The sequence below is a fragment of the Coleofasciculus sp. H7-2 genome, from assembly GCF_042747725.1.
Taxonomy (GTDB): Bacteria; Cyanobacteriota; Cyanobacteriia; order Cyanobacteriales; family FACHB-T130; genus FACHB-T130.
This window is the reverse complement of record NZ_JBHZGO010000086.1, coordinates 13,883-38,047: the sequence shown is the minus strand read 5'-3', so window position 1 is coordinate 38,047 and position 24,165 is coordinate 13,883. Positions and strand designations below refer to the sequence as shown.

Below are 24,165 nucleotides of genomic sequence, written 5' to 3'. Positions count from 1 at the left end.
TGCAGTCAAAGAGAAGAGGATAAAAAGCGCGATCGCTCTTTTTATAATCTATCCCTGAAAGGAGTCGTAATGGAAGTTTCTCCCAACACAGCCCGGATTCTTGATTATTGGCTTGGTGGTTCTCATTACTTCCCAATTGACGTGGAAGCAGCCAAGGTTTTTGACGGGGTATACCCTGATTTTCCAACAGTTTTTCGCACGTTACGAGACTACATTGGTCGGGTATCCCGCTATATCGAATTGCAGGGAATTGACCAATTTATTGTTTTCGGTTCCGGATTACCAACTTGTGGGAATGTGCATGAAGCTGTACCGCAAGCAAAGGTTCTTTATACTGATATCGATCGAGCTAATATCAAACTGGGTCAAGAGATTTTAGCCGAGAACTCGAACGTTGACTACACCTTCTGCGATGCGACAAACCTTGATACGCTCGATCGAGCGGTTGTTGCACAAGTGCTGGGGTCAATTCGGCGTCTGGGTATGGTTTTTGTCGGTGTTTCAGCCTTTATCCCTGATGAAATTATGACCCAGATGCTCGATCAACTCTATGATTGGGCACCTGCGGGTAGTTTCCTGGCGCTGGACTTTGATGGTGAAGCGGGGATCGTGTATCCGGAAATGCTAGAACTGTTGGACTCAATGGGGGCGCATCTTTATATGCGTAATCCGGAAACGATCCGATCGCTGCTGGGACGCTGGCAATTAACCGAGCATGGTATCCTGCCAGTTGAGGCGTGGCAGGCTGACTTTTCGGCAAAACCGATTGAGGCTAGCGAGCCGGTTTTTATGTATGGCTGCGTGGTTTATAAATAAATAAAATTAGTCGTCCTTTTTTAAGGGGGGAAAATCTTCAAAGTCTCCCTTTTTAAGGCTACGGTGTACACACAAGTCTTTTTGAACTTGCCAGTCCCGTTTTGATCCCCTCTACCCCCCTTGAAAAGGCTACGGTGTACACACAAGTCTTTTTGAACTTGCCAGTCCCGTTTTGATCCCCCCTACCCCCCTTAAAAAGGGGGGAAATCCAGTCAAAGTCCCCCTTTAAAAGGGGGATTTAGGGGGATCTCTAACCCATCGCGTTTGAAAAAGAGAATGGTGCAAGATGTTAGTAATCAAAAACCTCTGCTCCAGACCCTCCTATAGCAGGAAAGAGGTTCTCCCTTGGATTACTGAAGTAGATACAGGGCGATCGCGCATCGCTTCCCACTGGCAACAAATTTGTCTAAAAATGCTTCAAAGACTTCCGTTGACATTAAAGCCTTTTAATGGTTAAGACTCTCAAATTTCTAACAAATCCTGCCGTTACTTCCGTTCTTTTTGTGTCTCTGTTGGGTTTATCAACGCCCAGTACTGCCACCTTTTCTGACATTCAAAACCATTGGGCGAAAGATTGCATTACTCAGTTAGCAAGAAAAAAGCTAGTGACGGGCTACCCGGATGGCAGCTTTCGCCCAGAAGCAACGGTGACGCGCGCTGAGGCGGCGGTGCTGATGTTGAATGCCTTCCCGGATGCGCCAGTAAAGCGTAGCAGCACAGCTTTTAAAGATGTGCCTGCTAGTCACTGGGCGAATAAAGCGATCGCTACGGCTTATCAAAAAGGCTTTTTTTCGGGTTATCCCGGCGGGATTTTTCAACCGAATCAAGCAATTCCCAGAGTGCAAGCGATAGGCGTCGTGGCAGGTGCGGTGAATTACCCCATCCCGGAAAATGTAAGTCAGACGCTGGGGCAGTATTTTAACGATGCGGCGCAGATTCCCAGTTATGCCCAGAATGCGATCGCTTCCGCAGCCGTGGGCACTCTTGTCGTCAATTATCCTAACGTCAAACAGCTCAACCCCAATCGCAGCGCCACCAGAGGCGAAGTGGCAGCGTCGATGTGTCGGGCGTTAAATATTTATACGATTCCGCCGCAGTATATTGCCGGGGTGGAAGTGCAACCGATGGAGGTGCGGACTTTACCGGGAAAACTCGATGCAGTTCCCACCTTTAACAGCAACAGTCCCGAACTCGTGACAACTGAAGGCATTCTCCTGTCTACCTTCCCCCCAGCAGGCAAACAGGTGCCCGAAGCGCATTTAAATTTCCCCTTCCAGGGACGATTTGATATATTTTCTCACCACATTGCTAGGGCGGAAAATTCCTCGCAAACGCGCACCCTGTACCAAGGCGTGATTTTGCACAATCCCGGCGATCAACCTGCCAGCGTCGAAGTGTTGCAAGCTGCTAGTTACCTCTCGACTCCCGATGCGCCGTTTATTTCCTTGCCAGATATTAAGGATAATCCTAACGGCACCGTCTACTCTGGCCCTGGTAGCCGGACGATGAACGATGTACTGCGGGATATCAGGCAGGAAAAGTTTCCCGAAAAGCTGACAATAGAACCGGGACAAAGCCAAATATTGATGAATCAGCCAATTCCCGTTCAGGCTCCCTCATCAAATGGTCGCACTACGATGATGCGATTGTCGAGCGCTCGCCCGATTTATGTTGCCAATTTAGCCATGAATGGCAACCGTCCGCCAACTTTAAACGAATGGCTAAATCTATTAAATACAGGCGGTTTGGCAGGTAAGCGCGATCCAGTTCCCACACCGTTAGATCCTCCCAGAGAACCAACCGTTTTTAGTCGCGTGGCGGGTGTGTCCCAAGGGGCACAATGGCAAGCACAAATTACTGATAATTCTAATCCCTCAGATTTAACAATTCCTCAACCAGGAAAAGCCTTTTCTTACGTCCTGGGAACTTTGCATCTAATTACCCTTGGTACGGGACAAATTCAAAGTGCGCCGATGCTTGCTAGATATCCCGATACGGCGTATTTTGCTCACAGCAACTACGGGGTGGAATACAATCTCACTTTGCCGCTAAAAAACTCTACCAATCAAACCCAAACTGTTACTGTATCCGTGCAAACACCCCTGAAGGATGAGGGGGGTACAGATAGACTTTTGTTCTTAAATCCCCGCAATAACCAAGTGTTTTTTCGAGGCACAGTCAGGCTGCGTTACAACGATGATAATGGAGTAGAAAAGACGCGCTACGTGCATCTGGTACAGCGACGCGGACAACCGGGAGAACCATTGGTAACGCTGAAGATGCCGTCGGGCGATAAGAGACAAGTACAGGTAGATTTTCTCTATCCTCCGGATTCTACACCGCCGCAGGTTCTCACCATCAGCACAAATAGGTAACTCACAATGAATTTAAAAACTGAGGTAACAATTGAAGATTTATACCGCATACCTGAAAATGGCAAAGCGGAAATTGTAAACGGAGAATTGTTACTGATGGCGGCGACAGGTTTTCTGCCAGGACGTGCAGGAGGTGAAATATATGTTAGCCTGCGCGAATACGAACGCAGCACCAAAAGTGGTTATGCTTTGCCTGATAATGTTGGCTTTATTGTCAATCTTTCAAACCGCCGTTCCTTCAGCCCTGATGCTGCATTCTACATCGGCAACCCCAGCGGCGGAAAGTTCTTAGAAGGGGCACCCGTTTTTGCTGCTGAAGTGAGAAGTGAGAATGATTACGGTGAGGCAGCAGAAGCGGAAATGGCAACCAAGCGTCAGGATTACTTTGCGGCGGGTACGCTGGTAGTATGGGATGTAGACGTACTCAAAGCGAAAGTTGTCAGGGTGTATCGTGCCAGCAATCCCTCACAGCCGCAAGTTTACTGTCGTGGTGAGGTGGCGGAAGCGGAACCGGCTTTACCGGGATGGTTGATGCCAGTAGATAATTTATTTGTTTAGAAATCGCCCACTTCTTCCAACAATCAATCAAACTGTTTTTGTAACTAAAATTATATGACTGCAACAGGTGTCCGTTTGTGGACTGTAGACGAATACCACCGCATGATTGAGGCAGAAATTCTGACAACTAGCGATCGCGTAGAATTACTTGAAGGACAAATCCTCGAAATCAGTCCCCAACAACCTCCTCATGCTGCCACAACACAGTGGAGTTTCAATTACCTCAGCAGCCTATTTGTAGGTCAAGCTTTCTTACGGATGCAGTTACCTATTACTCTTTGTCCTAACTCAGAACCAGAACCTGATATCGCTGTTGTGCGTATCGATACTTGAAATTACCTCGACCATCACCCAACTCCTAATGAGATTTTCCTATTAATTGAAGTAGCAGACTCTACTCTCAACAGGGACTGCAAGCTAAAAGCCAGCACTTATGCCAAAGCTAACATTGTTGACTACTGGGTTGTAGATGTAAATGCCAGAAGAGTTTATATTTTTCGCCAACCGGGAGAAACAAATTATCAACAAGAAATGATTCTAGATGAACATACCACAATTTCCCTGTTGGCTTTTCCAGATATTGCAGTGCAAATTAGTTGCTTATTTCCCTAGCTTTTAGAGCAAAATGGGGGAAGTGCGATCGCTCGTTATATTCAAACCATCGTTGACAATGGGTGCAAACAGAATCAGGATTGCCAAAGATAAAGCTGATTTGGTGCAAGCCTTAGTAGCATCTGATAGCACAACTGGCCCTTTCCAAACCTATGCTGATGTCATAGTGTTTGCGGCAGCATTGGGGGCGAAGCGGAAAAAGCGATCGCCTTTAGGGGAAATCTCCAAAAGGGAACCGGGTGCGATCGCGCTAGAGGTTTTTGTATCTAGAGGCACCGATCGGGCGATTCAGTTATTAGCGATCGCTGAAACTAAAGACATAAAAATTCTCTCTGCTACTGATGAAAATTACGAAGAACAACGCATCCGTATTTTTGAAGAATATGCCAACGGAGGGTTAGAGATTCTACAAGATGAGTTGCGGGGAACAGTAGACTATTCAGCCACACTTTTATTACTACTTATTTCTGAACGCAACAAGCAAGAACAAGTAGAAGGAGAATTCGATCTCAGCAGGTTTCTATCTTGAGTTAGCTTCTATAGCAATCCTATTTGAGTGGTGAGATGGCAGTGGTTCAGAAATGCAAGGCTCAAGATAGAATCGGCGGTAATCCTACCTGCCTTGGCTCTACAAACTTGCCATTAAATCCCATTGCTTTATCTTCAATTGTTCTTCCTTCAGCTACAGCGCGGCGAATTTCTGCACGTTCCATATCATCATCAACACCACCCAGCAAATAAACAATTAACTTCGCGGCTAAGTCTTTTCCGGCAACTGAAACCCGCTTTTTATTCGGGTCATACAAAACGCCATACCAAAGAGAATTAGGAGACTCCATGCCACTAAAGCCATCATCTGCATCGTATTTCTGAAGTTTTTCAAAAATAGTTTTGAGCGAAAATCCCTTTTTAAAAACCAAAATTCCTAAAGCTTGAGCTAAGGCAATTTGCCCAACTGGGCGGAAAAGTATATTTCCTTCCCCCCCACCTTTTTCAAAATTGAAGCGGCGCATTTCCGGGGTTTCTGCGCCATTTTCTAGCCTTTGAAAGCTGAGCAGAGTTGTTAAATAGTCGAAAAGTTGCTTAAATTCCTCAATTCCCTCCTCAAGTTCCTCATCATCAGGACGCATGGGAATTAAACCTTTTTTCCCTACAGGTTTCCACTTGGGGAATTTGTATTCTAAATAGCGTTCAGACATTTCTTTGAGCGCTTGCAGGGTGGTTAAAACGGTTGACTTAGCGGCAACTGTTGCACTATCCCAATTGACGCGGGGATTGCGACCTTCGATATCTTTCAGTAGAGGATGGGTGACAGCAACTTTTCTGGCAACAATTGAAAACGCATCATCTTCATCTAGCTGTGCCATCTGACCTTTACTTAAAGGTACTGCCATGAGATTGACATGGACAAAGATGGATCTAACTCGTCGTCGTGCCTCTTCCCGCGTCTCCCCAGTAACAACGGCTGAAATAAATTCAATGCCTATCTTTTCTTTGGCTAAGTTTTGCAAATAAGCCGGGTCTATCTGATAGTTTTGCCTGAGATCGTCAATTGTAATAACAGCTCCAGAAGGCTTTTTATCTTTTTTATATCGTGGGAGTTTTCCCGTTTGCAGTAACTCCATTAAACCTTGCACTCCCATCAGTCGATGTTGACCATCCAAGGCAAAAATAGTTACATCCGAGGAAACGTTCAACAACCCTACTTTGCCGTCTTTATCTAGTGCCATAAAATCACCAGCCGATTTAATCGCGCGTCCGTTAGCATCCCACTCGGCAGCATTGGAATTGTCCACCCAAGGTTGATTTACAACTACTAATACTGGCGGGAATTTGTGAGTTTTTCTAGCAGCTAAATACTGCGTCAAGGGCGCTTGGCGCGACCAATCTAGGGGTCGTTGCTGAATTTCCTCAATACTCTCGGCGTCGATTTCTACATTGTCTTTCTCCGGGTCGAATTTTTGCCGAAAAAGTGGCAGGCGAGACGCGAATCGAACGCGACTGGCGAACCATTCCAGGGTTGCGGAACCGATATAAGCTTCGGTGCCACCCATCTCGATTTTCTGCACCAAAAACTGGTCGTTCCGCGCCAGATATCTATCTAGCAGGAGCGCGATCGCTTGTTTTTCTTGATTTTCCCGTTCCAAAATCTGGCTGGCAAGGTCAGTTGTGGGGTTGCTGGGGCTGTTCATAGGTAGATTTACCGAAGAGTTCAATTAATTTTTAAAAACTATCAGTCAAAAGTTGTTGTGTCAAATAAAGTTTTTAAAAACTTTATGTAATACTTATATCGTGTCCAAAATCAAATAAGGCAGGGTATTTATGCTTACCCCCTCCTTTGAGTACGTTTTGCCTGTGATTCGGGGAATTCAGGCAGGGCGAGAATACTACGTTTCTATGTGTCCGGTGCGATTTATCCCTAAGTTGTTCCCTTTGGAGGATGGGGAAATGCCGCCGGAAATGAGGACAACGCGATCGCTCAACCGCACCCGCGTGCCAGAAATTGCCAGATATATTTTGAACAATCCGACTAACTACATTTTCTCGGCAATTACGGCATCAATTGACGCGGATATCACTTTTGAACCGATAGGTACAGAGACAGAAGCGCGGAAGATTGGACGCTTGAAAGTGCCGATGGATGCGCGGTTTGCCATCCATGACGGGCAACATCGACGGGCGGCGCTGGAAATGGCGCTGAAGGAAAATCCCGAACTGGGGTATGAAACGATCGCGGTTATCTTGTTTTTGGATATTGGTCTAAAGCGATCGCAGCAGATGTTTATCGACCTAAACCGCTATGCAGTCACTGCCGATCCATCGCTAAACATTCTTTACGATCGTCGGGACGAGAAAACCAACTTGGTGCGGTCAGTTGTTAAGCAAGTCCAGGTTTTTAGAAACCTGACGGATACGGAACGAAGCACGCTGTCTACCCGCTCCGGCAAACTATTTACTCTCAACAGCATCTATAATGCTACTCTTGCCCTGCTAACGGATCGCCAGGAGACTGAACAGCAGATTGAACTAGCAGTCCGTTACTGGAATGCGGTTAGTCGCTATATTCCAGCTTGGGAGCAAGTTCTACACGGGAAGGTCAGTGCAGGCGAGATGCGGCGAGATTACGTGCATAGTCACGCGATCGCGATCGCTAGTTTAGGCGCAATTGGGGCAACTCTCCTCTCGCTTTACCCTGAGAGTTGGGACTCACATCTAGAAGGTTTGCGACAAATCGACTGGTCGCGCTCTAATCCTGATTGGGAAGGGATAATTATGTCTAGTGGTGCGATTTCTAAATCCCGCGCCAGTGTCAGTCTGATGATTGCTTATCTTAAGAAGCACCTGAATTTACCGCTGACACCGGATGAGGAACGGTTGGAAGATGTTAGTGTTTCAGCAGGGAGGAAGAAATGAGTACAGGACAACAGCAAGAAAATCAGCGGAATTTAGCTTACTACTGCGATTGTTTTTCCAAACTTAATGTGAGTAGTAGCCGCCAACGTGGTGATGCTCACTATAAGCCAATACTGCTGTTATCTGTAATCGATTTAATTGCACAAAATTTAATTACCGATAATCAGATTACTGTTTCAGATGATTTGATTAATACCTTCAATAAATATTGGACTATCCTTGCTTCTACGTCTTACAAGGGGGGTCTGCACTATCCATTTTTTCATCTGCAAAGTGACGGCTTTTGGCATCTTGAATTTAAGCCTAACTTTAATGGTTTACAGCCTAAAACCACTAACAAGCTAAAAGACGCTGTTGAGTATGCTTATTTAGATGCCGAGCTGTTTAATTTACTACAAGACCAACTTTCCAGGCAAGAGTTAATTGATATCCTTGTTGCATCTTGGTTTTCAGATAATCGTAAGAGAATAGAGGAAATATTAAAGATTAACCAAGATTTTCAAGATACAAATAAACTTGAGTTTGAGGCTACAGAATATGAGCCAAAGTTTATTTTTAGAAAATCAGTGGTTAGAAATGCTTTTTTCCGAAAAGCTGTTGTACATATTTATGACTACCGATGTGCATTTTGCAAATTGAAAGTAACTAGAACTATAAGCCAAACTATTGTAGATGGCGCACATATTAAACCATTCGCACAATTTTATAATAGTAGAGCAGATAACGGAATATCATTATGTAAAAATCATCATTGGGCATTTGATTATGGTTGGTTTGGAATTGATGATGATTTTAAAATTTTAGTTGCCAGTGACTTACAAGAAGAATCCCCAAACGCTAAACCTATTAAGGACTTTCAGGGGGAGCTTATTCTACTGCCAAGTTCAGAGCAATACTTTCCAAGCATTGAAGCGCTACAGTGGCATCGCAGAAATGTATTTAAATTATAAAAAATAAAGGTTGCAAACATGACAGAAATACAGACGTCACTATTTCCACCACGCACAGTTACGGAATTAGTGGAAGACATAAAAAGGCTAAATAAAGAAATCCAAGATTTATATTGTTTAGACGAAATTCCTTGGATTTTAGGATATTCGGGTGGGAAAGATAGTGGAACAGTAGTGCAGTTAGTTTGGAATGCGATTGCAGAATTAACGCCAGAAAAACGCACAAAAAAGATATACGTAATTACAACAGATACGTTAGTAGAAAATCCTATAGTTTCTACTTGGGTACGTAAATCGTTGGAGCAAATGAAATCTGCCGCTGAAGCACAAGAATTACCAATAGAACCTCATTTGCTTTATCCAGATATCAAAGACACTTTTTGGGTTAACCTGATTGGCAAGGGATATCCCTCCCCGCGCCATAGATTTCGATGGTGTACTGAACGCCTAAAAATCCAACCTTCTAACCGCTTTGTTCGTGATGTAGTAAGAACAAACGGAGAGGTAATTCTTGTCTTAGGCACTCGCAAAGCAGAAAGTGTTAAACGAGCTACTTCAATGGAAAAGCATGAAGTAGGTCGAGTCAGCGACCGCCTTAATCATAATTCTAGTTCACTTAAGTCTTTGCTTTACCATAGCCCTAGTTTACCTAATTCTTTGATTTATAGCCCTATCCAGGATTGGCGAACTGATGAAGTCTGGATTTATTTGAATCAGTGGCAAAATCCTTGGGGATATAGCAACAAGGATTTATTCACAATGTATCGGGGTGCAACAGCAGATAATGAATGCCCTTTAGTTGTTGATACTTCTACCCCTAGCTGTGGTAGTTCGCGCTTTGGGTGCTGGGTTTGCACAATGGTGAATCAAGATAAATCGATGGAGGCAATGATCCAGAATGATGAAGAAAAAGAATGGATGCAGCCTCTACTCGATATCCGCAACGAATTGGATATTGAAAATGATCGCGACAGAAGAGATTTTCGGCGCATCTGGGGAAATGTTCAACTCTTTGAACGTAATGTTGACGACGAAACCTCAGTTGAACCAATTCCTGGCCCCTATACAAAATACTGGCGAGAACATTGGTTGAGGCGAGTCTTAGAAGCACAAACCCAAGTTCGCCGCACTGCACCAGCAGAAATGCGCGATATCACCCTAATTACCCAGGATGAATTAAGCGAAATTCGTCGCATTTGGTTAGAAGAAAAACACGAATTTGATGACAGCTTGCCGCGTATTTATGAAGAAGTCACAGGCGAATCGTTCCAAGACATTCGTCCTGGTGCCGAGAGGAAACTCCTAGGCACTGACGAGTGGGAAGTGCTGCAAGAAATCTGCAATGACGACGGAATGCACCTAGAACTGATGGCGAAACTGCTAGATACAGAACGCCAATTTCATGTCAAATCTCGGCGCGGCGTCTACGAAAAATTGGATAAATGTTTTGAAAGTAGTTCTCGATCTAAAGAAGACGCCATTCAAAATGCCCACGATAAACGCGACATGAAAAATGCTGTCATCGAAGGCGATATTGACAAAGTGAAACAGCTAAGTTGGGCAAGCATGAAATTTTCATTGCCAAATGCAGATGATGCTAATGAATAATTGTTGCTGTTGATTCCCGATGACCCATTAGCCGTTACCGATTACCTATTCTCAATAAGCTGTGATATTTCTCGAACTCGTCCTACAAAATTTCGGTCCTTATCTTGGGCGACAAGTCATCAACCTCCGCCCCGAAACTGATGAAAATACTCGCCCCATTATCTTAATTGGCGGCATGAATGGCGGCGGTAAAACGACCCTCATGGACGCCATTCGCCTTGCGTTGTACGGTTCTCGCGCCCAATGTTCCACACGCGGAAACTTAAGCTATAACGACTTTCTTACTCAGTCAGTCAACCGCAACACTCCACCCACAGAAAAAGCCCGAATTGAATTAGCTTTTGAAGTCATCCAAGACGACAAACCCACTACTTTAAGAATTGTCAGATATTGGGAAAAAGAACCCAAAGACGGTAAAGACACTTTAGGGATTCTGATTAATGAAGAATGGCCTGATAAAGCCCTTGCCAACACCTGGGACGAATACATCGAGAACCTGTTACCGTTGGGAATTTCTAATCTATTTTTGTTTGACGGCGAACAGGTAAAAGAACTTGCCGAATTGGATACTCCACCCACCCTAGTTGTAGGGGCAATTCAATCGCTATTAGGCTTAGAACTATCAGAACGTCTATCCGCCGATTTAGATATCCTAGTTAGCCGTAAACGCAAAGAAATTGCTAGTGCTAAAGAACTCGCTACTTTAGAAGAAATTGAGCAAAAACTTAATGTACAAAAAGATGAATTAGAAGCTGCAACTCAAGAATCAGCTTCTCTACAAAATAAGTTAGATACGGCTGAAAAAAAACAGCGCGAAGCTTCCGAAAAATTTTTGTACGAAGGAGGAAAAATCGCCAGCGATCGCAACCGTCTAGAAAAACAAAAAGAGCATTTCACAACCCAAGCAGAAAAGGCGCGAGAGGCGCTGCGAGAATTAGCTGCTGGTACTTTTCCCCTCACCTTAATTTCTCCCCTGCTTGAACAAGCTAAATGCCAAGCTGAAAAGGAAAGCCGTCAACAACAGAAAAAAATCGCACGGGATGTTTTGATAGAACGAGATGATCGCTTCTTAAATTATATTACAGAATTGTCATTGGTTTCCGAGCAACTTGACAAAATCAAAGAGTTTATGATTCAAGAAAATCAACAACTTGAGAAGGAAATTGCCGCCAATGAAAGTCCCTGGTTATTAGCAGAATTAGAGGAAATCAAGGAACTGGATAATTTCTTAAGTTTTGGCATAAATACTGCTAAGTTTAGAGCCAAAGAAAAACTAGAAGAACTAGAAAACCTAGAAATTGAGATAGATTCTCTCGATAGACAGATAGCCGCTGCTGCTTCCCCAGAAGCATATCAACAACTACAAGATGCTGTTAGAGAAACGAATAATGCAGTCGCAAAAGCTCAATTTGCTCGTGAACTTGCTAACCGCCGTTGTGAAGAATTGACTAGAGCGATCGCTAAAACCAAAAAAGAACTTGAAGACTATACCGAGGACAATCTCAAACTAAAGAATAATCAGCATATTATCGCCTCCGTTGCCAAAGTTCAAGCTACCCTAAAGCTATTTCGGGAAAAATTAACTCTGAAAAAACTCAATAAATTAGAAATAGAAGTAACCGAGTGTTTCCGCTATCTGCTGCACAAATCCGACTTAGTGCATCGCGTAGCCATTGACACTCAAACCTTCAGCCTTTCTATCTACGATCCGCAGGGACAACCTGTACCAAAGCATCGCCTCTCAGCCGGAGAAAAACAATTACTGGCGATCGCTTTTTTATGGGGATTAGCACGAGTCGCCGGACACCACTTACCTGTAGCAATCGATACACCGCTGGGGCGACTAGATTCTTCGCACCGACAGAATTTAGTTGAGCGATATTTTCCCTCTGCTAGTCATCAGGTGATCTTATTATCGACCGATACTGAGATTGGCAAAACTGAAGTCGAGAGGTTGCGAGAATTGGATGCTCTAGCTCACCAGTATCTTTTAAAATACGACTCAAGCGATCGCCAGACAACAGTAGTACCCGGTTATTTCTGGTGATATAGCATCCTACTATGGGAGTTGTGAGCCAGGGGTTCAGATCCCCGACTTGTTTAAGAATTCAGGGATCTCGCCTCTAGGAAAGCATTACAAATCCATCAACTCGTAGTTTCTCTGTAAATCCAGTAATTTTACTCTGGCTTCGCCCGCATTATCCGCTAAGTCAGCAAACTCGACAAATCGCCGCAATTCCTTTCTTAACAAATTGCGTTCTACTTCCAAAGTTTCCCGATCTAACTCTGGTGGCAGTACAATCATGTCAAATAAAGTGGCGCGTTGCTTGCCTGGGTGAGGGCGCAAAATTCGTCCTCGACGCTGAATAAATTGGCGCGGATTGCTGCTACTGGCTAAAATTACAGCATTCTGAATTGCTGGAATATCTACACCCTCATCTAGACAGCGAATCGCCACCAAACCTTGTAAATCTCCCGTCTCAAATTGACGTCGCAAATTTTCTCTTTCTAATAATGGAGTTTGGGCGGTGTAGGTGTTGATTCGGTATCCCAATTGATCTCCCAAAATTTTAGCAACGGCTTTTAATTGGCGCGTGCTTTCTACAGAACCATCTCCGCAATAAAATAAAGTGTGCGTCGTGTCTAAGCGTTTACTCATTAACTCGCGCAAAGCAGTTAACTTGTTGGTAGCAGCACCAATTAATCTCGCCCTTTGCATCAACAACGGCTTGAGTTTTTCACGATCTTCCCAACTGCCTTTGAAAGCACCGTTCTCGCGTTCTTGAAACAACAGCGCCCTGCCAATCCTAGCGGTTAATTTTACATAAGCACGGGCTTCTGCCTCTGTTAGTTCTACGAGGATAGGGTAGTACAAATAATGCACCAGCGCCCCCTGTTGAATTGCATCTTTCAGAGTGAATTCTGGCTCTAAAACTCTGCCAAAATAATCAAATAAAGATTGCGTACCTTCATCATCAAAATACCGTTCCGGTGTTGCCGACAGCGCTAGTCTTAATCCCACGCGAGAAGGCAGACTCTTCTCCAACTGCCTTGCACCGAGGTTATGCGCTTCATCTCCTACAATTAGCGTTTTGTCTGGAAAATACTTGAGTTGCGATTGCAATCCCTCACTCATCAAGGTGGCATTTGTTGTAATGAGTGTGAGAAACCGTTGATTGCCAGAACGCAGATTGTATAGTTGCGTTGATAGCTGACTCTGCCAGTTGCGTACATTCTCAAAAGCTAAAACTGGCTGTAGTCCAAATTTCTCGCATTCTCGCGCCCACTGTGTCACCAGATGTCGATAGGGACACACTACCAGCAACACTTGCAAGCCAATTTGTTGATAGAGTGAGGTAGCGATCGCTAGCGCCGTAATTGTCTTCCCACTCCCCGTCGCCATCTTCAGCGTCCCTCTGCCTTGATTGGCAAACCAGCTAGCAACGGCTTCCTGCTGATACTGCCGCAGTTGTAAAGACGCTGGCATTCGGGGGCATCCCAGGGGTGTTTGATTCCCTTCTGAGGGATGCAGATGGTAAGTACCCTTAGAAGCAGCGACTGCTAAAAGTCTGTTAATCGGTTGCAGGTCGTACTCTACTGGCGAAGCTAGGCGATAAGATTGCTCTTTTGCCTGACTTTCGACTTTATAAACACCCTTTGACGACAACTTCACGCGCCACTACCCCTGCCATTCAAGCTGTTGATTTATTTTATGGGTTTAGGGCAGTAGTTAGGTGCGATCGCTATTTATCTACCCAGCTAATTTAAATACTCACTACACCAAAATAGCTGCTTACTTAACTTAAAAATCAATTTACCTAGGCGCACAGATTCCCATTCTTAAAGTATATGTCAATACGCAGAAAAAGTCAAGCAATATTTGATACAATCTCGCCTGTTCCTTCGCCAAAAGAAACAAGCACCCACTTCAAACAAAAAGTGAGTGCTTTCCACAAGTCAGCAAGGAAAAAGTCTTTCTTTTACTTTTTGCCTTTTGCCTGCATCAATAAGCATCCTGCAACTCGTAGAAATCAGGCGAGACATAATCCTTCCGCAACGGATAGCCCACCCAATCTTCCGGCATCAAAATCCGCTTCAGGTTCGGGTGCCCTTCATAGACAATGCCGTACATATCAAAAGCTTCCCGCTCTTGCCAGTCTGCCGTCTTCCAAATCCAGTACACCGAAGGGACTCTAGCATCATCTCGCGGCAAAAACACCTTCAGCCGCACTTCCTCCGGTCGGTCAGCATTGTCGCTCACCTGGATTAGATGATAGAAGCTGACCAAATCCTCTCCCGGTCCTGCATCATAGCCACCTTGACACTGGAGATAATTAAACCCGTAGGCGTAGAGGGCTGTAGCAATTGGAATCAAGAAGTCCCGGTCAACTTTGACAATCTCAACACCACTGCGATCGCGTTCTAGTTCCTGATGCTCAAAACCGTTTTCCTTCAGCCAAAGGGAAACCTTACCCGCTTCCACAATTTGGGATTCTGCTTGGGGTTCCCCTGAAGATTCTGCTGGGGATTCTGCTTCAGCCACGACGTTCCTCCTGTTTTTCTGCCGTCAACAGTGCTGGTGGTACAGGCATACCCATCCCAGCCGCCAACTCCTGCGGCGGAGTTTGGCGAGTTGCTAACTGTAAATACTTGCCATCGTGGATGGTGTCTACAGCTTGCATCTTGTGAGTGGTGCTGTAGTAGCGATGAGTTTGCTGAAACTGATCCCGCTCCTGGATAGAATCATTCCCGATTTTTTTGCGGAGTTTAATGATCGCATCCATGATCGCTTCCGGACGTGGAGGACACCCTGGCAAATAGACATCGACAGGAATCAGCTTATCTACACCCCGCACCGCCGTCGGGGAATCAGCGCTGAACATCCCGCCAGTAATCGTGCAGGCTCCCATTGCAATCACGTACTTGGGATCTGGCATCTGCTCGTACAGACGCACCAGAGCCGGTGCCATCTTCATCGTAATCGTGCCAGCAGTAATAATTAAATCTGCTTGCCGTGGACTAGAGCGAGGAACTAGACCAAATCTGTCAAAGTCAAACCGGGAGCCAATCATCGCTGCCACTTCAATGAAGCAGCAGGCGGTTCCAAACAACAGAGGCCACAGGCTGGAAAGCCGCGACCAGTTGTAGAGGTCGTCAACCGTTGTCAGGATGACATTTTCAGAAAGTTCTTGAGTAACAGTGGGTCGCTCAATCGGGTTGAGGATCTTCTCTTTCTGCTGCGCCTCAAGGGCAGCAATCTCGGTTTTCCCGTTAGATTTCATGACCATTCCAACGCTCCTTTGCGCCACGCATAAACAAGAGCAACTACAAGAATTGCAATAAAGACCAAGGCTTCAATAAACGCCAGTACACCCAGGCGATTGAAAGCAACGGCCCACGGATACAGGAAAACAGTTTCCACATCAAAAATGACGAAAACCAGCGCAAACATATAATAGCGGATGTTGAACTGAATCCAGGCTCCCCCAATCGGTTCCATACCAGATTCGTAAGTGGTGCGCCGCTCCGGACTACTACCACTGGGCCGCAGGAGCTTGGAGGCAGTCAGCGCCAAAATCGGCACCAGACTGGAAGCTAGCAAGAAGCCTAAAAAATACTCATACCCACTGAGGACAAACACGATCTTGTACTACCACTCAGATGAAAGGACGGCTGTTATTACTTCTTCACATTTATACATTATAAAGCGCCTGCCTCTGCCAAAGTTGCTGGTAGCGGGGCAGCGAATGTCTGTCATCGATACCGTTTTCTTATTGATCCGTTCGGCATTTCTAGTCAAGGCTCCTACCGAAGCGGACAATGGTTACTGGCAGCGAGGTACGATAGCGAAGTTATAACTCAAGGTAGAGCCAAGCTAAACAATATTAAGACTCATCCCCTACTTATGGCATAATTTTTAACATACATTTTAAGATTGGCTTCTCAATTTCATCTTGAGCCATGAGCAATCAAGCCGTCGATGCCAAAGCACTAGATCGCTACGAATGTCGCGCCTGTGGCTATATTTATGAGCCGACTAAGGGCGATAGTAAGAGCGATGTTCCTTCAGGGACACCTTTTGAAGAATTGCCAATAGACTGGCGCTGTCCCATTTGTGGGGTGCGAAAGACACAGTTTCAAAACGTTGGCGTTGTAGGCTCCCCCTCTGGATTCAAGGAAAATCTGGGCTATGGTCTGGGCGTTAACCGTTTAACCCCAGGACAGAAGAATCTTCTCATTTTTGGGGCATTAGCCTTGGGCTTCTTGTTCTTTATCAGTCTCTATGGTTTGCAATAAAACCAAACTCAGCTGGCAAAAGCTGAAGCGAATCACCCCCGAATTCGCTGGATTATCAATCGCATAGTAGAAGATTTGCACGCACCAGTTCTGGACAGTATGAATTTATTTGTGAGAAAGCTGAAACAAATTGCAATATTGTTGGCGGTTGTCCTCTTTTGCGCCAGTTGCAGTCAAGTTCCTTCGGTGAGCAACAGCCCCTGGCACGCCATTTCTCTACCAACGCAGGCCAACTTACAGGATCTCGCTTTTACGGGCGACCCCAATCATGGCTGGGTTGTGGGAAGTGACTCCACACTTTTGGAGACAACGGATGGCGGCAATACTTGGGAGTCAAGAAACCTGGAACTGGGAGATCGGCAATACCGCTTTACTGGCGTGAGTTTTGCCGAGCAAGAAGGCTGGATTACAGGAGAACCATCTATCTTGCTCCACACGACGGATGGGGGAAAATCTTGGACTCGCATCGCCCTGAGTAACAAGTTACCGGGGGCACCAAACACAATTGTGGCACTGGGTCCGAACTCCGCTGAGATGAGCACCAACGTTGGGGCAATTTATCGCACTCAAGACGCGGGACAGACTTGGAAAGCGATGGTGCAAGAAGCGGTGGGCGTTGTACGCAATATGTCTCGCTCTGCGGATGGCAAATATGTGGCGGTGTCTGCCAAAGGTAACTTCTACTCCACTTGGGAGCCTGGTCTAGATGCCTGGGTGCCCCATAATCGCAATAGCTCCCGAAGGGTGGAGAATATGGGGTTTGCACAAGATGGTCGGCTGTGGATGCTGGCGCGGGGCGGTCAGCTACAATTTAGCAGTCCGGAAAAGCAAGAGGAGTGGGAAGAAGCACAATATCCAGAGGTATCCACCAGTTGGGGTTTACTCGATTTGGCATACCGGACACCTGAGGAAATTTGGGTAACAGGCGGCAGTGGAAATTTGCTCCGGAGTCTGGATGGCGGCAAAACTTGGGAAAAAGCTCGTGAGATAGAGGATATCCCTTCCAATCTTTACAGAATTCTGTTTCTAACACCCCAGCAAGGATTTATCATAGGTCAGCGAGGTGTTTTGTTGAAATACGAAGGCTCGTCGCCAGCGGCTTGAAGAGGAAAGCAAGATTGTTGTCATGCAACTAATGCTTTGCTTGTGACTCTTTACCAAGTTTCGTATCATAATTAAGTTAGCTTTTAATTGTTGTTAGAGGAGGAATCTGAATGTCTGGTACAACTGGAGAGCGTCCATTTTCGGACATTATTACAAGCGTTCGTTACTGGGTAATTCACAGCATCACCATCCCGGCATTATTTATTGCAGGCTGGCTATTTGTTAGCACGGGTCTTGCATACGATGCCTTTGGGACACCCCGCCCCAACGAGTATTACACCCAAACTCGGCAGGAAGTGCCGATTGTTCAAGATCGCTTTGAATCCAAGCAACAAATCGAGGAATTTATAAAATAAGTGCGGCAGTCCCTAGACATATCTGGGTGTGAAAATAAAAGCACCTATTTGTGTTAGGATTGCCGGGGCAATTTCGGCTGGATTCGATGCAAAAGAGGGATGAAAAGTACCGTCTAAATGCGGCTATAAGAAGCGAACGGGAATCCAGCTAGATACATCGGTAGTTAAGTACCGTAGGCATACGGAAGTGCTTGGGAAAAGAATCACTTCTGGCTTGTTGGAGGAGACTTCAAAGGTTCAGTAGCCTCAATAGTAGGTCTACGAAGCCCTTTTTGCAGGAAAAGCCTTCCCGTTACGGTACCAAAAGTCCCATTTCTATAAAAAGAATTGGGAGTGTCAACAAGTAAGTCGTTTAAAAGAGGTGGCAAAACATGACTAGTAATACGCCCAATCAGCCAGTTTCATATCCGATTTTTACCGTTAGATGGCTAGCGGTTCATACGTTGGCTGTCCCAACAATCTTTTTCTTGGGCGCGATCGCTTCTATGCAATTTATTCAACGATAGGAGAAACCTAATTATGCCAGAACGGAGTCCAAATCCCAATAATCAACCAGTTGAGTTAAACCGTACTTCTCTTTACTTGGGCTTGCTACTGGTTTTTGTCCTTGGTATTCTGTTTTCCAGTTATTTCTTTAACTAACTGGGTTTGACTGAAATCATTTTTAAGTTCAATTAGGAGGGAAAAGCTGTGTCTGGAAGTGGAAGAATCCCGTTGTGGATTGTAGCTACCGTCGCCGGTCTGGGCGCGATCGCTGTGCTGGGTGTTTTCTTCTATGGTGCCTACGCTGGTCTAGGTTCCTCTTTGTAGAGAAAAGCTGGGTAATCAACCAGATTTGAGATAATTCTCATCAAATCATCCAAGAAAAACCGCCTATCTGACTAGAACAGGCGGTTTTTTTTCAATGTCCAGCTAATGCCCAGCTAAAGTTAAATGCCCGTTGCGTCTTCGTGTTCGATGTAAAGAAACAGGAAAGCCATCGCTACAGCCGGGAAGACCAAGCCAGTTAGAGGCACCAGAATTGAAGGTAAGAATGAAGCTGCCATCAGTAAATTTCCTTTCTAATTGAACACTGGTTGTAATTGAATTTACAGTGAATTGGCAACCAAGAACCGAATCATAAAAATTTTTAACAAGCGCTTAATCCGCAAACTCATCTAGCGACCAGTTGGGCAAATCGGGGGGGATAACTATACGGTCAACGGTTACTTTATGACTCTCCCGTTGGGTATAAGTATCGACCGTGACTGCCTCAAAACGGATTTCTACGCTCCCGAACGGCACTGTTAGCTGAGTCGTTGCCTCCAGGGATTCTAAGCCAGTAGGCGTAAAATCTACCAGCCATCGGGGACCATCCAGTAGCGATCGCGTTTGGCGGTCATGCACCCACAGTTTGACATAGAAGCGAGATAAATCAGACATCAATTTCAAGCGGACACCCAATGGTTGTCCGGCAATCAGTTCGCCTTCTGGTAAAACTAGCTCAGGCGCTGGCACTGGTTCCTCGTCCAGCGACGATGGCTGCGGTTCTGGGGGATAATCCCGCCCCGCATTGGGAAAACGCGATCGCCCTGGTTGTATCCCCCTAGCGGAGGCTTCTCGCCAGCCATACCCTCCTCGCCCACTGGTGCCCGGAGGGAGAAAAGAGGGGTCATCGTCTACCACAATCTCTCGCTCTGTCCAGTTAACAGCAGACTCTGCCATCGATAAAACATTCTTAGCCATCTCAACAGCCGTCGGCGGAGTTTCTGGCAGTTGAGCAGAGGCTGCTCCCACCTCTTGGGGATTGTTCGTTGCATCGCTAGCAATACCGGCATCTTCACCCAATTCTTCCTCCAACTCTGGCAGAGGAGGTTGTTGGTCTAGCAATAGTGCCACGATTTCCCAGTCTGTCGGCATCGGTGGCAAGCGGTCAGAGTCAGTTTCCCCCTGCGGCTCGGCAGCAGTGGCTTCGGTTCCATCCGCAACGTCAGTGTCTTGGCTGCCGTCGGTCAGGTCTGCTGGAGGCTCTGTTTCCTCCGTAGACTCCTGCGTCGAAAGTACCTCCTCAGGTTGCAGCCATGCTGAAGATTCCTCATCAGTTGCTAGGTCGTTCAACCGTGACAAAAAACGATCTTGCAGCTTCAGGGTCGCAAAAGCCGTATCTAGGGGCGATGCCTGGGAGTCTGCCGACGGCTGGGCTTTTTGTTCAGCGGATTGTTCGGCGGAGTTTTCTGCCCCCTCGGTGTTAGAAGCATCTTCAACAGTTACGTCCTGGTGAGCGTGCAAATCTGTATCCGCCGACTCGCTGGCATCTGTTCGAGCGGGTTCCTCTGGACGCTGCCAAGTCTGGGCTAAGTTATTCAATAAATTATCAAATAACTGCTCTACATCAGGTGCAGCCCCCTCTGGAGGGGCGTCAACAGGTTGGGGAGGATTTAGGGCAGAAGATAAATCTTCCTCTTGAGCGATGGGCGTGTCGGCATTCTCGCGGCGCTCGATTGCAGGCATCGGATCGGAAATTACCGGAAGTTTAAGCGAGCGATTGACTGGATTGGCAGGATCGGGTCGATAAAGTTGCGGGGGGAGGGATACCACGGACGGAGGTTCAGAAGTTACTGATGCATTGCGATCGCGCAAAGCAATATCCTCAGGCTCATCGCTATCCGTTGCCTCCCCATTCCCTGTTGCCTCGGTATCGGAAGCAATTGCTGGAAGTTCGGGGGGTTTAAGCGCGGCGAAGGGGGCAGGATCGGATTTAGCAATCTGATCCGGTAGGGGTTTATTGGGCAAAGGTTCTAAGTGCAGCGGCTGAGTATCTTTTGCCGTTTCCACCAGATCGAGGAAAGATGAATCGATAGAGGGTGTCTCTGCCAAAAGAGAGTCTAACGGCGGGTTCAATAAATTTGCGTGATGTTTATCGTGAGCTAGAGCGTCGAGTAACTCTTCCAAATCGGCGGTCACGGTAAAGGAGTGAGTCACCAAGACTGTCTGAGCCTCATCGATTAACGTGACTTCTCCCAAAATCAACCGGGTTTGGCAATTTTCCGGCAGCTCTAAATTACAGCTAAAAGAAAAGCTCGGCACCTGTTCGGGTATCAACTGCTGGACATCTACCAAGATTTGTGAGTTTTGCGGATCGCGCATTTCAATTCGCAGTACGTCTGGCTGCAAAAGATGCAAATCCCTAAAACTGTCTGGGATCTCCACTTGTCCGCTGAAGGTAATTAGCTCTCCCCGACGCACTACCAGCGTTTCCCGATCGAGGGTCAGTCGTATCGGTGCTTCAATTTCCGGCGACTCAGTTTCTGCTGAGTAACCCCTTTCGGCGGCAGAAAAGGCAAGCTCCGACGAGGCACTGGCAGAGGGAGACGTTAAGGAATCGCCCGAAAACTCACTCTGCGGTATTGCCCCACGAGCTGTAGATGTCGGCTCAAAAGCTTGCCAGACCGGATCGACGACTTCGTGTAAGATTTCGTCCACCATTTGTAGCGAGTGTTCTACGAGGCGGCTGACGGGCACTGCCGCCTTCGGAGGGGTGCGCTTCGGTGCCGCTTCCCACCTTTGTGACTCCGATGCCCCAAAGGAGAGGAATAATTCATTAACTGCCTCATCTTCGTCTTCTTCCCACCCAGCATCAGTCATCGCCTCTGTCGCCGATTCGTCTACTTGGGAAGAGGTACTGGGATCGGGCAAATCTGGATTTGGAAGGTCAACGTCAGCGGTGATTTCGGTGGTTGTCGGGGCAGGGTGAACGGGGAGGTCAGCGGCAGAACCGGCGGATGATTCTTGGAGGGTTTCGCTGGCGACACCTGCCTCTTGCCTCCAAACGGGTCGCATTTGTCCCACTGGATCGACATCTGCGTCTGCCAGGGAGGTTGGCAAAACCTGGAATTGAATCGCCTGCTGCCAAGTGTTGCCGAGGAAATCTGACATGATATCGCTATGGCAGCGCAACTCCCATCGCCCCGACTTGAGGTAGGTGAAGGGAATGACCACCATCAAACCTTCGGCGTTGGTGCGGCGCGATCGCTTCTGAAACCGGCGCTTGGGGGGAACTTCCTCAGTGCTGTCATAGGTGATGCGAATTTCCACCTCGGTGTTGGGACGGCTGGAGTGAGCAACCACCCGATACCGACCTTCTTCGATTTCCACACTTGGTGTCTCTAGGGAGAGCCAGGAGGAATCGCCCTCTTGTTGTATCAGAAATTGCCAGTATTCCATAGGAGGCAAGCAGCAAGCATAAAGGATGAAGTATAAAGGATGAAGTTAGAGTTAGAGGCGCGGCTGAAAGACAGTGTGACGTATTATTACACGCCAAACTTCACACTTCATACTTCCTATTCCTGTTACCTTTTTACTTTAATCTGCTGCCGCAGTTCCTCGATCATTCCTAATAATTCAGTTTGAGCGATCGCACTCTGCTCCTTCGATGCCATCCACTTCAGCTTGACGGTTTGGTTCTCTGCTTCCTCTTCTCCCAAAACCAAGCAAGCAACTGCACCGCTACGGTCAGCCCTAGCGAACTGCTTTTTAAAAGCACTTCCACTCAAGTCTAGATCCACGGTAAACCCAGCTCGACGTAATTTTTGAGCCAATTGTAAAGCTTGCGATTCGGCTTTCTCGCCTCTGGAAACCACGTAAAAATCCAACGTCGGTACGGGTGCCTCTTGCAGCTGTTGCAGCAGGATGATCAAGCGTTCCAAGCCCATTGCCCAACCCACCGCTGGTGTCTCTGGTCCCCCCAGTTCTGCCACCAGCCCATCGTAGCGTCCGCCACCACAGACAGTTGCTTGCGCTCCCAGGTCGTCCGAGATAATTTCAAAGGCAATGTGGGTGTAGTAATCCAGACCGCGCACCAGACGCGGGTTCAGTTGATAACAAATCCCCAAATCAGCCAGACGTGCTTGGATTTGCTCAAAGTAGCGACAAGAATCTGCACTCAGATAATCCAAGATACTGGGAGCATCTTGAACAATTGCTTGCGTCCCCCGATCCTTACTATCCAGTATGCGTAAGGGATTGCGACTCAGCCGTACCTGCGAATCCGAGTCTAACTCTTCTTTGTAGGGAGTCAGGTAATCTACCAGTGCTTGCCGATAACGCTGTCGATCTTCAGGATTTCCCACCGAGTTGATATCCATGCGGAGATTTTTTAGACCGAGGGTTTCGAGGATTGAGTTAGCGATCGCGATCGCCTCTGCATCTGCCCTCGAATCCGCAGTCCCCAACACCTCTACACCCAGCTGGTGAAATTGCCGCTGTCGTCCCTTCTGGGGAGCTTCGTAACGAAACATCGGTCCCAAATACCAGAGGCGCTGAATCCCACTTTTGACATCAAGAGCGTGTTCAATATAAGAGCGCACCACCCCAGCCGTTCCCTCCGGTCGCAGGGTCATAGAATAAGGATTTTCCCCCCGACTCTTGAAGGTATACATTTCCTTCCCTACCACGTCTGTAGCTTCGCCAATCCCGCGCTCAAATAGCGCCGTCAGCTCAAAAATCGGGGTGCGAATTTCTTGATAAGCCGCTCTGCTTAGAATATCCCGTGCGACCGATTCTACCCATTGCCAGTACCCGACTTCTTCGGGCAGAATATCCCGCGTTCCCCGTATCGCTTGAATGCTTCCCATTGTTTAGATTTTAGATTTTAGTGAGTGTCATGAGTTTTTCACCCCCTGGATTTTTAACTTTACCCCCTTAGAAAGCTAGGGAAGGGGGAAGGGGGTTAGGTCATTGCATTGGCGAAAACTTCGTGACACTGAAGATTTTAGATTTTAGATTCACAATCCATCTAAAATCCAAAATTTATGGGTTTTCCTCCCAAGGACAATAGCGCTGACTATAGTAGTCCAAAATCTGCTTGACCCGTTGGCGACTCGATAAATCGGCATCTTCTGCATACTGAATCCACAAGCCGCCAACTTGGCTTTGATTATAGTCGAACGATTGCCCCGAAGGCTGGGGAACCAGACCTGTGTCTACCCCTTCCACCTGACGCAAATGGGCAGCGATTTCCCGATACACCGCTAAGGGCAACTCAGGGAAGCGAATTTGATACCGCAGCCGTTCTCCTCCAGCAGTCTGCACCCTTTC

General features: G+C 46.7%; 24 protein-coding genes and 1 pseudogene. 16 read left to right on the top strand and 9 right to left on the bottom strand.

What is annotated here, in order from left to right; translation table 11 throughout:
* Window positions 1–69: 69 nt before the first annotated feature.
* The 5 genes and pseudogenes from ACFW2W_RS17540 to ACFW2W_RS17520 all read left to right on the top strand — a co-directional run bounded on the left by ACFW2W_RS17540 (window position 70) and on the right by ACFW2W_RS17520 (window position 4,890).
* Window positions 70–816, top strand: a complete 747-nt coding sequence (locus ACFW2W_RS17540) for an SAM-dependent methyltransferase (RefSeq protein ID WP_378180804.1) — start codon at window positions 70–72, stop codon at window positions 814–816.
* Window positions 817–1,265: 449 nt separating this feature from the next.
* On the top strand, window positions 1,266–3,191 hold the full coding sequence (locus tag ACFW2W_RS17535; protein WP_378180801.1) for a DUF3370 family protein: 1,926 nt from the start codon (window positions 1,266–1,268) through the stop codon (window positions 3,189–3,191).
* A 6-nt stretch (window positions 3,192–3,197) separates the two neighbouring features.
* On the top strand, window positions 3,198–3,749 hold the full coding sequence (locus ACFW2W_RS17530) for a Uma2 family endonuclease (protein WP_378180798.1): 552 nt from the start codon (window positions 3,198–3,200) through the stop codon (window positions 3,747–3,749).
* 54 nt (window positions 3,750–3,803) lie between these two features.
* A pseudogene (locus tag ACFW2W_RS17525) lies at window positions 3,804–4,361 on the top strand (Uma2 family endonuclease).
* Window positions 4,362–4,419: 58 nt separating this feature from the next.
* Complete coding sequence (locus tag ACFW2W_RS17520) at window positions 4,420–4,890, top strand: DNA phosphorothioation-associated protein 4 (RefSeq protein ID WP_378180795.1); 471 nt, start codon at window positions 4,420–4,422, stop codon at window positions 4,888–4,890.
* 61 nt (window positions 4,891–4,951) lie between these two features.
* Here the strand turns inward: ACFW2W_RS17520 and ACFW2W_RS17515 are convergent, their stop codons facing one another.
* Window positions 4,952–6,553 carry a DGQHR domain-containing protein gene (locus tag ACFW2W_RS17515; protein WP_378180793.1) on the bottom strand — a complete coding sequence of 534 codons (1,602 nt, stop codon included), beginning with the start codon at window positions 6,551–6,553 and terminating at the stop codon, window positions 4,952–4,954.
* Window positions 6,554–6,683: 130 nt separating this feature from the next.
* On the opposite strand from ACFW2W_RS17515, the gene dndB reads away from it, so the two are divergent.
* The 4 genes from dndB (at window position 6,684) to dndD (ending at window position 12,380) form a co-directional block, all read left to right on the top strand.
* A complete protein-coding gene (gene dndB / locus ACFW2W_RS17510) occupies window positions 6,684–7,775 on the top strand; it encodes a DNA sulfur modification protein DndB (RefSeq protein WP_378180790.1) in 1,092 nt (363 codons plus the stop codon).
* Entirely contained in the window at window positions 7,772–8,725 is a 954-nt protein-coding gene (locus tag ACFW2W_RS17505) for an HNH endonuclease (RefSeq protein ID WP_378180786.1), read from the top strand. Before dndB ends, ACFW2W_RS17505 begins: the two co-directional genes overlap by 4 nt.
* An 18-nt stretch (window positions 8,726–8,743) precedes the next feature.
* Window positions 8,744–10,333 (top strand): DNA phosphorothioation system sulfurtransferase DndC, encoded by a 1,590-nt coding sequence (dndC, locus tag ACFW2W_RS17500; RefSeq protein WP_378180783.1) that lies wholly within the window; start codon window positions 8,744–8,746, stop codon window positions 10,331–10,333.
* A gap of 61 nt (window positions 10,334–10,394) precedes the next feature.
* On the top strand, window positions 10,395–12,380 hold the full coding sequence (gene dndD / locus ACFW2W_RS17495) for a DNA sulfur modification protein DndD (RefSeq protein WP_378180780.1): 1,986 nt from the start codon (window positions 10,395–10,397) through the stop codon (window positions 12,378–12,380).
* Between the two features lie 87 nt (window positions 12,381–12,467).
* Here the strand turns inward: dndD and ACFW2W_RS17490 are convergent, their stop codons facing one another.
* From ACFW2W_RS17490 to ndhC, 4 genes are all read right to left on the bottom strand, one after another.
* Complete coding sequence (locus ACFW2W_RS17490; RefSeq protein ID WP_378181027.1) at window positions 12,468–13,919, bottom strand: DNA phosphorothioation system restriction enzyme; 1,452 nt, start codon at window positions 13,917–13,919, stop codon at window positions 12,468–12,470.
* A gap of 417 nt (window positions 13,920–14,336) precedes the next feature.
* A complete protein-coding gene (locus ACFW2W_RS17485; protein WP_378180777.1) occupies window positions 14,337–14,876 on the bottom strand; it encodes an NAD(P)H-quinone oxidoreductase subunit J in 540 nt (179 codons plus the stop codon).
* On the bottom strand, window positions 14,869–15,615 hold the full coding sequence (locus ACFW2W_RS17480) for an NADH dehydrogenase subunit K (protein ID WP_378181024.1): 747 nt from the start codon (window positions 15,613–15,615) through the stop codon (window positions 14,869–14,871). Before ACFW2W_RS17480 ends, ACFW2W_RS17485 begins: the two co-directional genes overlap by 8 nt.
* Window positions 15,612–15,974, bottom strand: a complete 363-nt coding sequence (ndhC, locus tag ACFW2W_RS17475; RefSeq protein ID WP_190411000.1) for a photosynthetic/respiratory NAD(P)H-quinone oxidoreductase subunit C — start codon at window positions 15,972–15,974, stop codon at window positions 15,612–15,614. The genes ACFW2W_RS17480 and ndhC overlap by 4 nt, the downstream gene beginning before the upstream one ends.
* A 4-nt stretch (window positions 15,975–15,978) precedes the next feature.
* Here ndhC and ACFW2W_RS17470 point away from each other — a divergent pair, with 4 nt between their 5' ends.
* The 7 genes from ACFW2W_RS17470 to ACFW2W_RS17440 all read left to right on the top strand — a co-directional run bounded on the left by ACFW2W_RS17470 (window position 15,979) and on the right by ACFW2W_RS17440 (window position 18,900).
* Window positions 15,979–16,191, top strand: a complete 213-nt coding sequence (locus tag ACFW2W_RS17470) for a hypothetical protein (protein ID WP_378180774.1) — start codon at window positions 15,979–15,981, stop codon at window positions 16,189–16,191.
* Window positions 16,192–16,294: 103 nt separating this feature from the next.
* The gene (locus ACFW2W_RS17465; RefSeq protein WP_378180771.1) at window positions 16,295–16,630 is read left to right on the top strand and encodes a rubredoxin; all 336 of its coding nucleotides are present in this window, start codon (window positions 16,295–16,297) and stop codon (window positions 16,628–16,630) included.
* A 99-nt stretch (window positions 16,631–16,729) separates the two neighbouring features.
* Window positions 16,730–17,734 carry a photosynthesis system II assembly factor Ycf48 gene (locus ACFW2W_RS17460; RefSeq protein ID WP_378181021.1) on the top strand — a complete coding sequence of 335 codons (1,005 nt, stop codon included), beginning with the start codon at window positions 16,730–16,732 and terminating at the stop codon, window positions 17,732–17,734.
* Window positions 17,735–17,844: 110 nt separating this feature from the next.
* Window positions 17,845–18,090, top strand: a complete 246-nt coding sequence (gene psbE / locus ACFW2W_RS17455; protein ID WP_378180768.1) for a cytochrome b559 subunit alpha — start codon at window positions 17,845–17,847, stop codon at window positions 18,088–18,090.
* A gap of 371 nt (window positions 18,091–18,461) precedes the next feature.
* The gene (psbF, locus tag ACFW2W_RS17450) at window positions 18,462–18,596 is read left to right on the top strand and encodes a cytochrome b559 subunit beta (protein ID WP_378180765.1); all 135 of its coding nucleotides are present in this window, start codon (window positions 18,462–18,464) and stop codon (window positions 18,594–18,596) included.
* 13 nt (window positions 18,597–18,609) lie between these two features.
* Window positions 18,610–18,732, top strand: a complete 123-nt coding sequence (locus tag ACFW2W_RS17445; protein WP_190410995.1) for a photosystem II reaction center protein L — start codon at window positions 18,610–18,612, stop codon at window positions 18,730–18,732.
* A gap of 48 nt (window positions 18,733–18,780) precedes the next feature.
* A complete protein-coding gene (locus ACFW2W_RS17440; protein ID WP_190410994.1) occupies window positions 18,781–18,900 on the top strand; it encodes a photosystem II reaction center protein J in 120 nt (39 codons plus the stop codon).
* Between the two features lie 119 nt (window positions 18,901–19,019).
* Here the strand turns inward: ACFW2W_RS17440 and psaI are convergent, their stop codons facing one another.
* The 4 genes from psaI to ACFW2W_RS17420 form a co-directional block, all read right to left on the bottom strand.
* The gene (gene psaI / locus ACFW2W_RS17435) at window positions 19,020–19,136 is read right to left on the bottom strand and encodes a photosystem I reaction center subunit VIII (protein WP_378180760.1); all 117 of its coding nucleotides are present in this window, start codon (window positions 19,134–19,136) and stop codon (window positions 19,020–19,022) included.
* Between the two features lie 94 nt (window positions 19,137–19,230).
* Window positions 19,231–22,293 carry a hypothetical protein gene (locus ACFW2W_RS17430; RefSeq protein WP_378180757.1) on the bottom strand — a complete coding sequence of 1,021 codons (3,063 nt, stop codon included), beginning with the start codon at window positions 22,291–22,293 and terminating at the stop codon, window positions 19,231–19,233.
* Window positions 22,294–22,418: 125 nt separating this feature from the next.
* Window positions 22,419–23,702 (bottom strand): histidine--tRNA ligase, encoded by a 1,284-nt coding sequence (gene hisS, locus ACFW2W_RS17425; RefSeq protein ID WP_378180754.1) that lies wholly within the window; start codon window positions 23,700–23,702, stop codon window positions 22,419–22,421.
* 175 nt (window positions 23,703–23,877) lie between these two features.
* Window positions 23,878–24,159, bottom strand: coding sequence for a hypothetical protein (locus ACFW2W_RS17420; RefSeq protein ID WP_378180751.1), 282 nt, complete (start codon window positions 24,157–24,159; stop codon window positions 23,878–23,880).
* Between the last annotated feature and the right edge of the window lie 6 nt (window positions 24,160–24,165).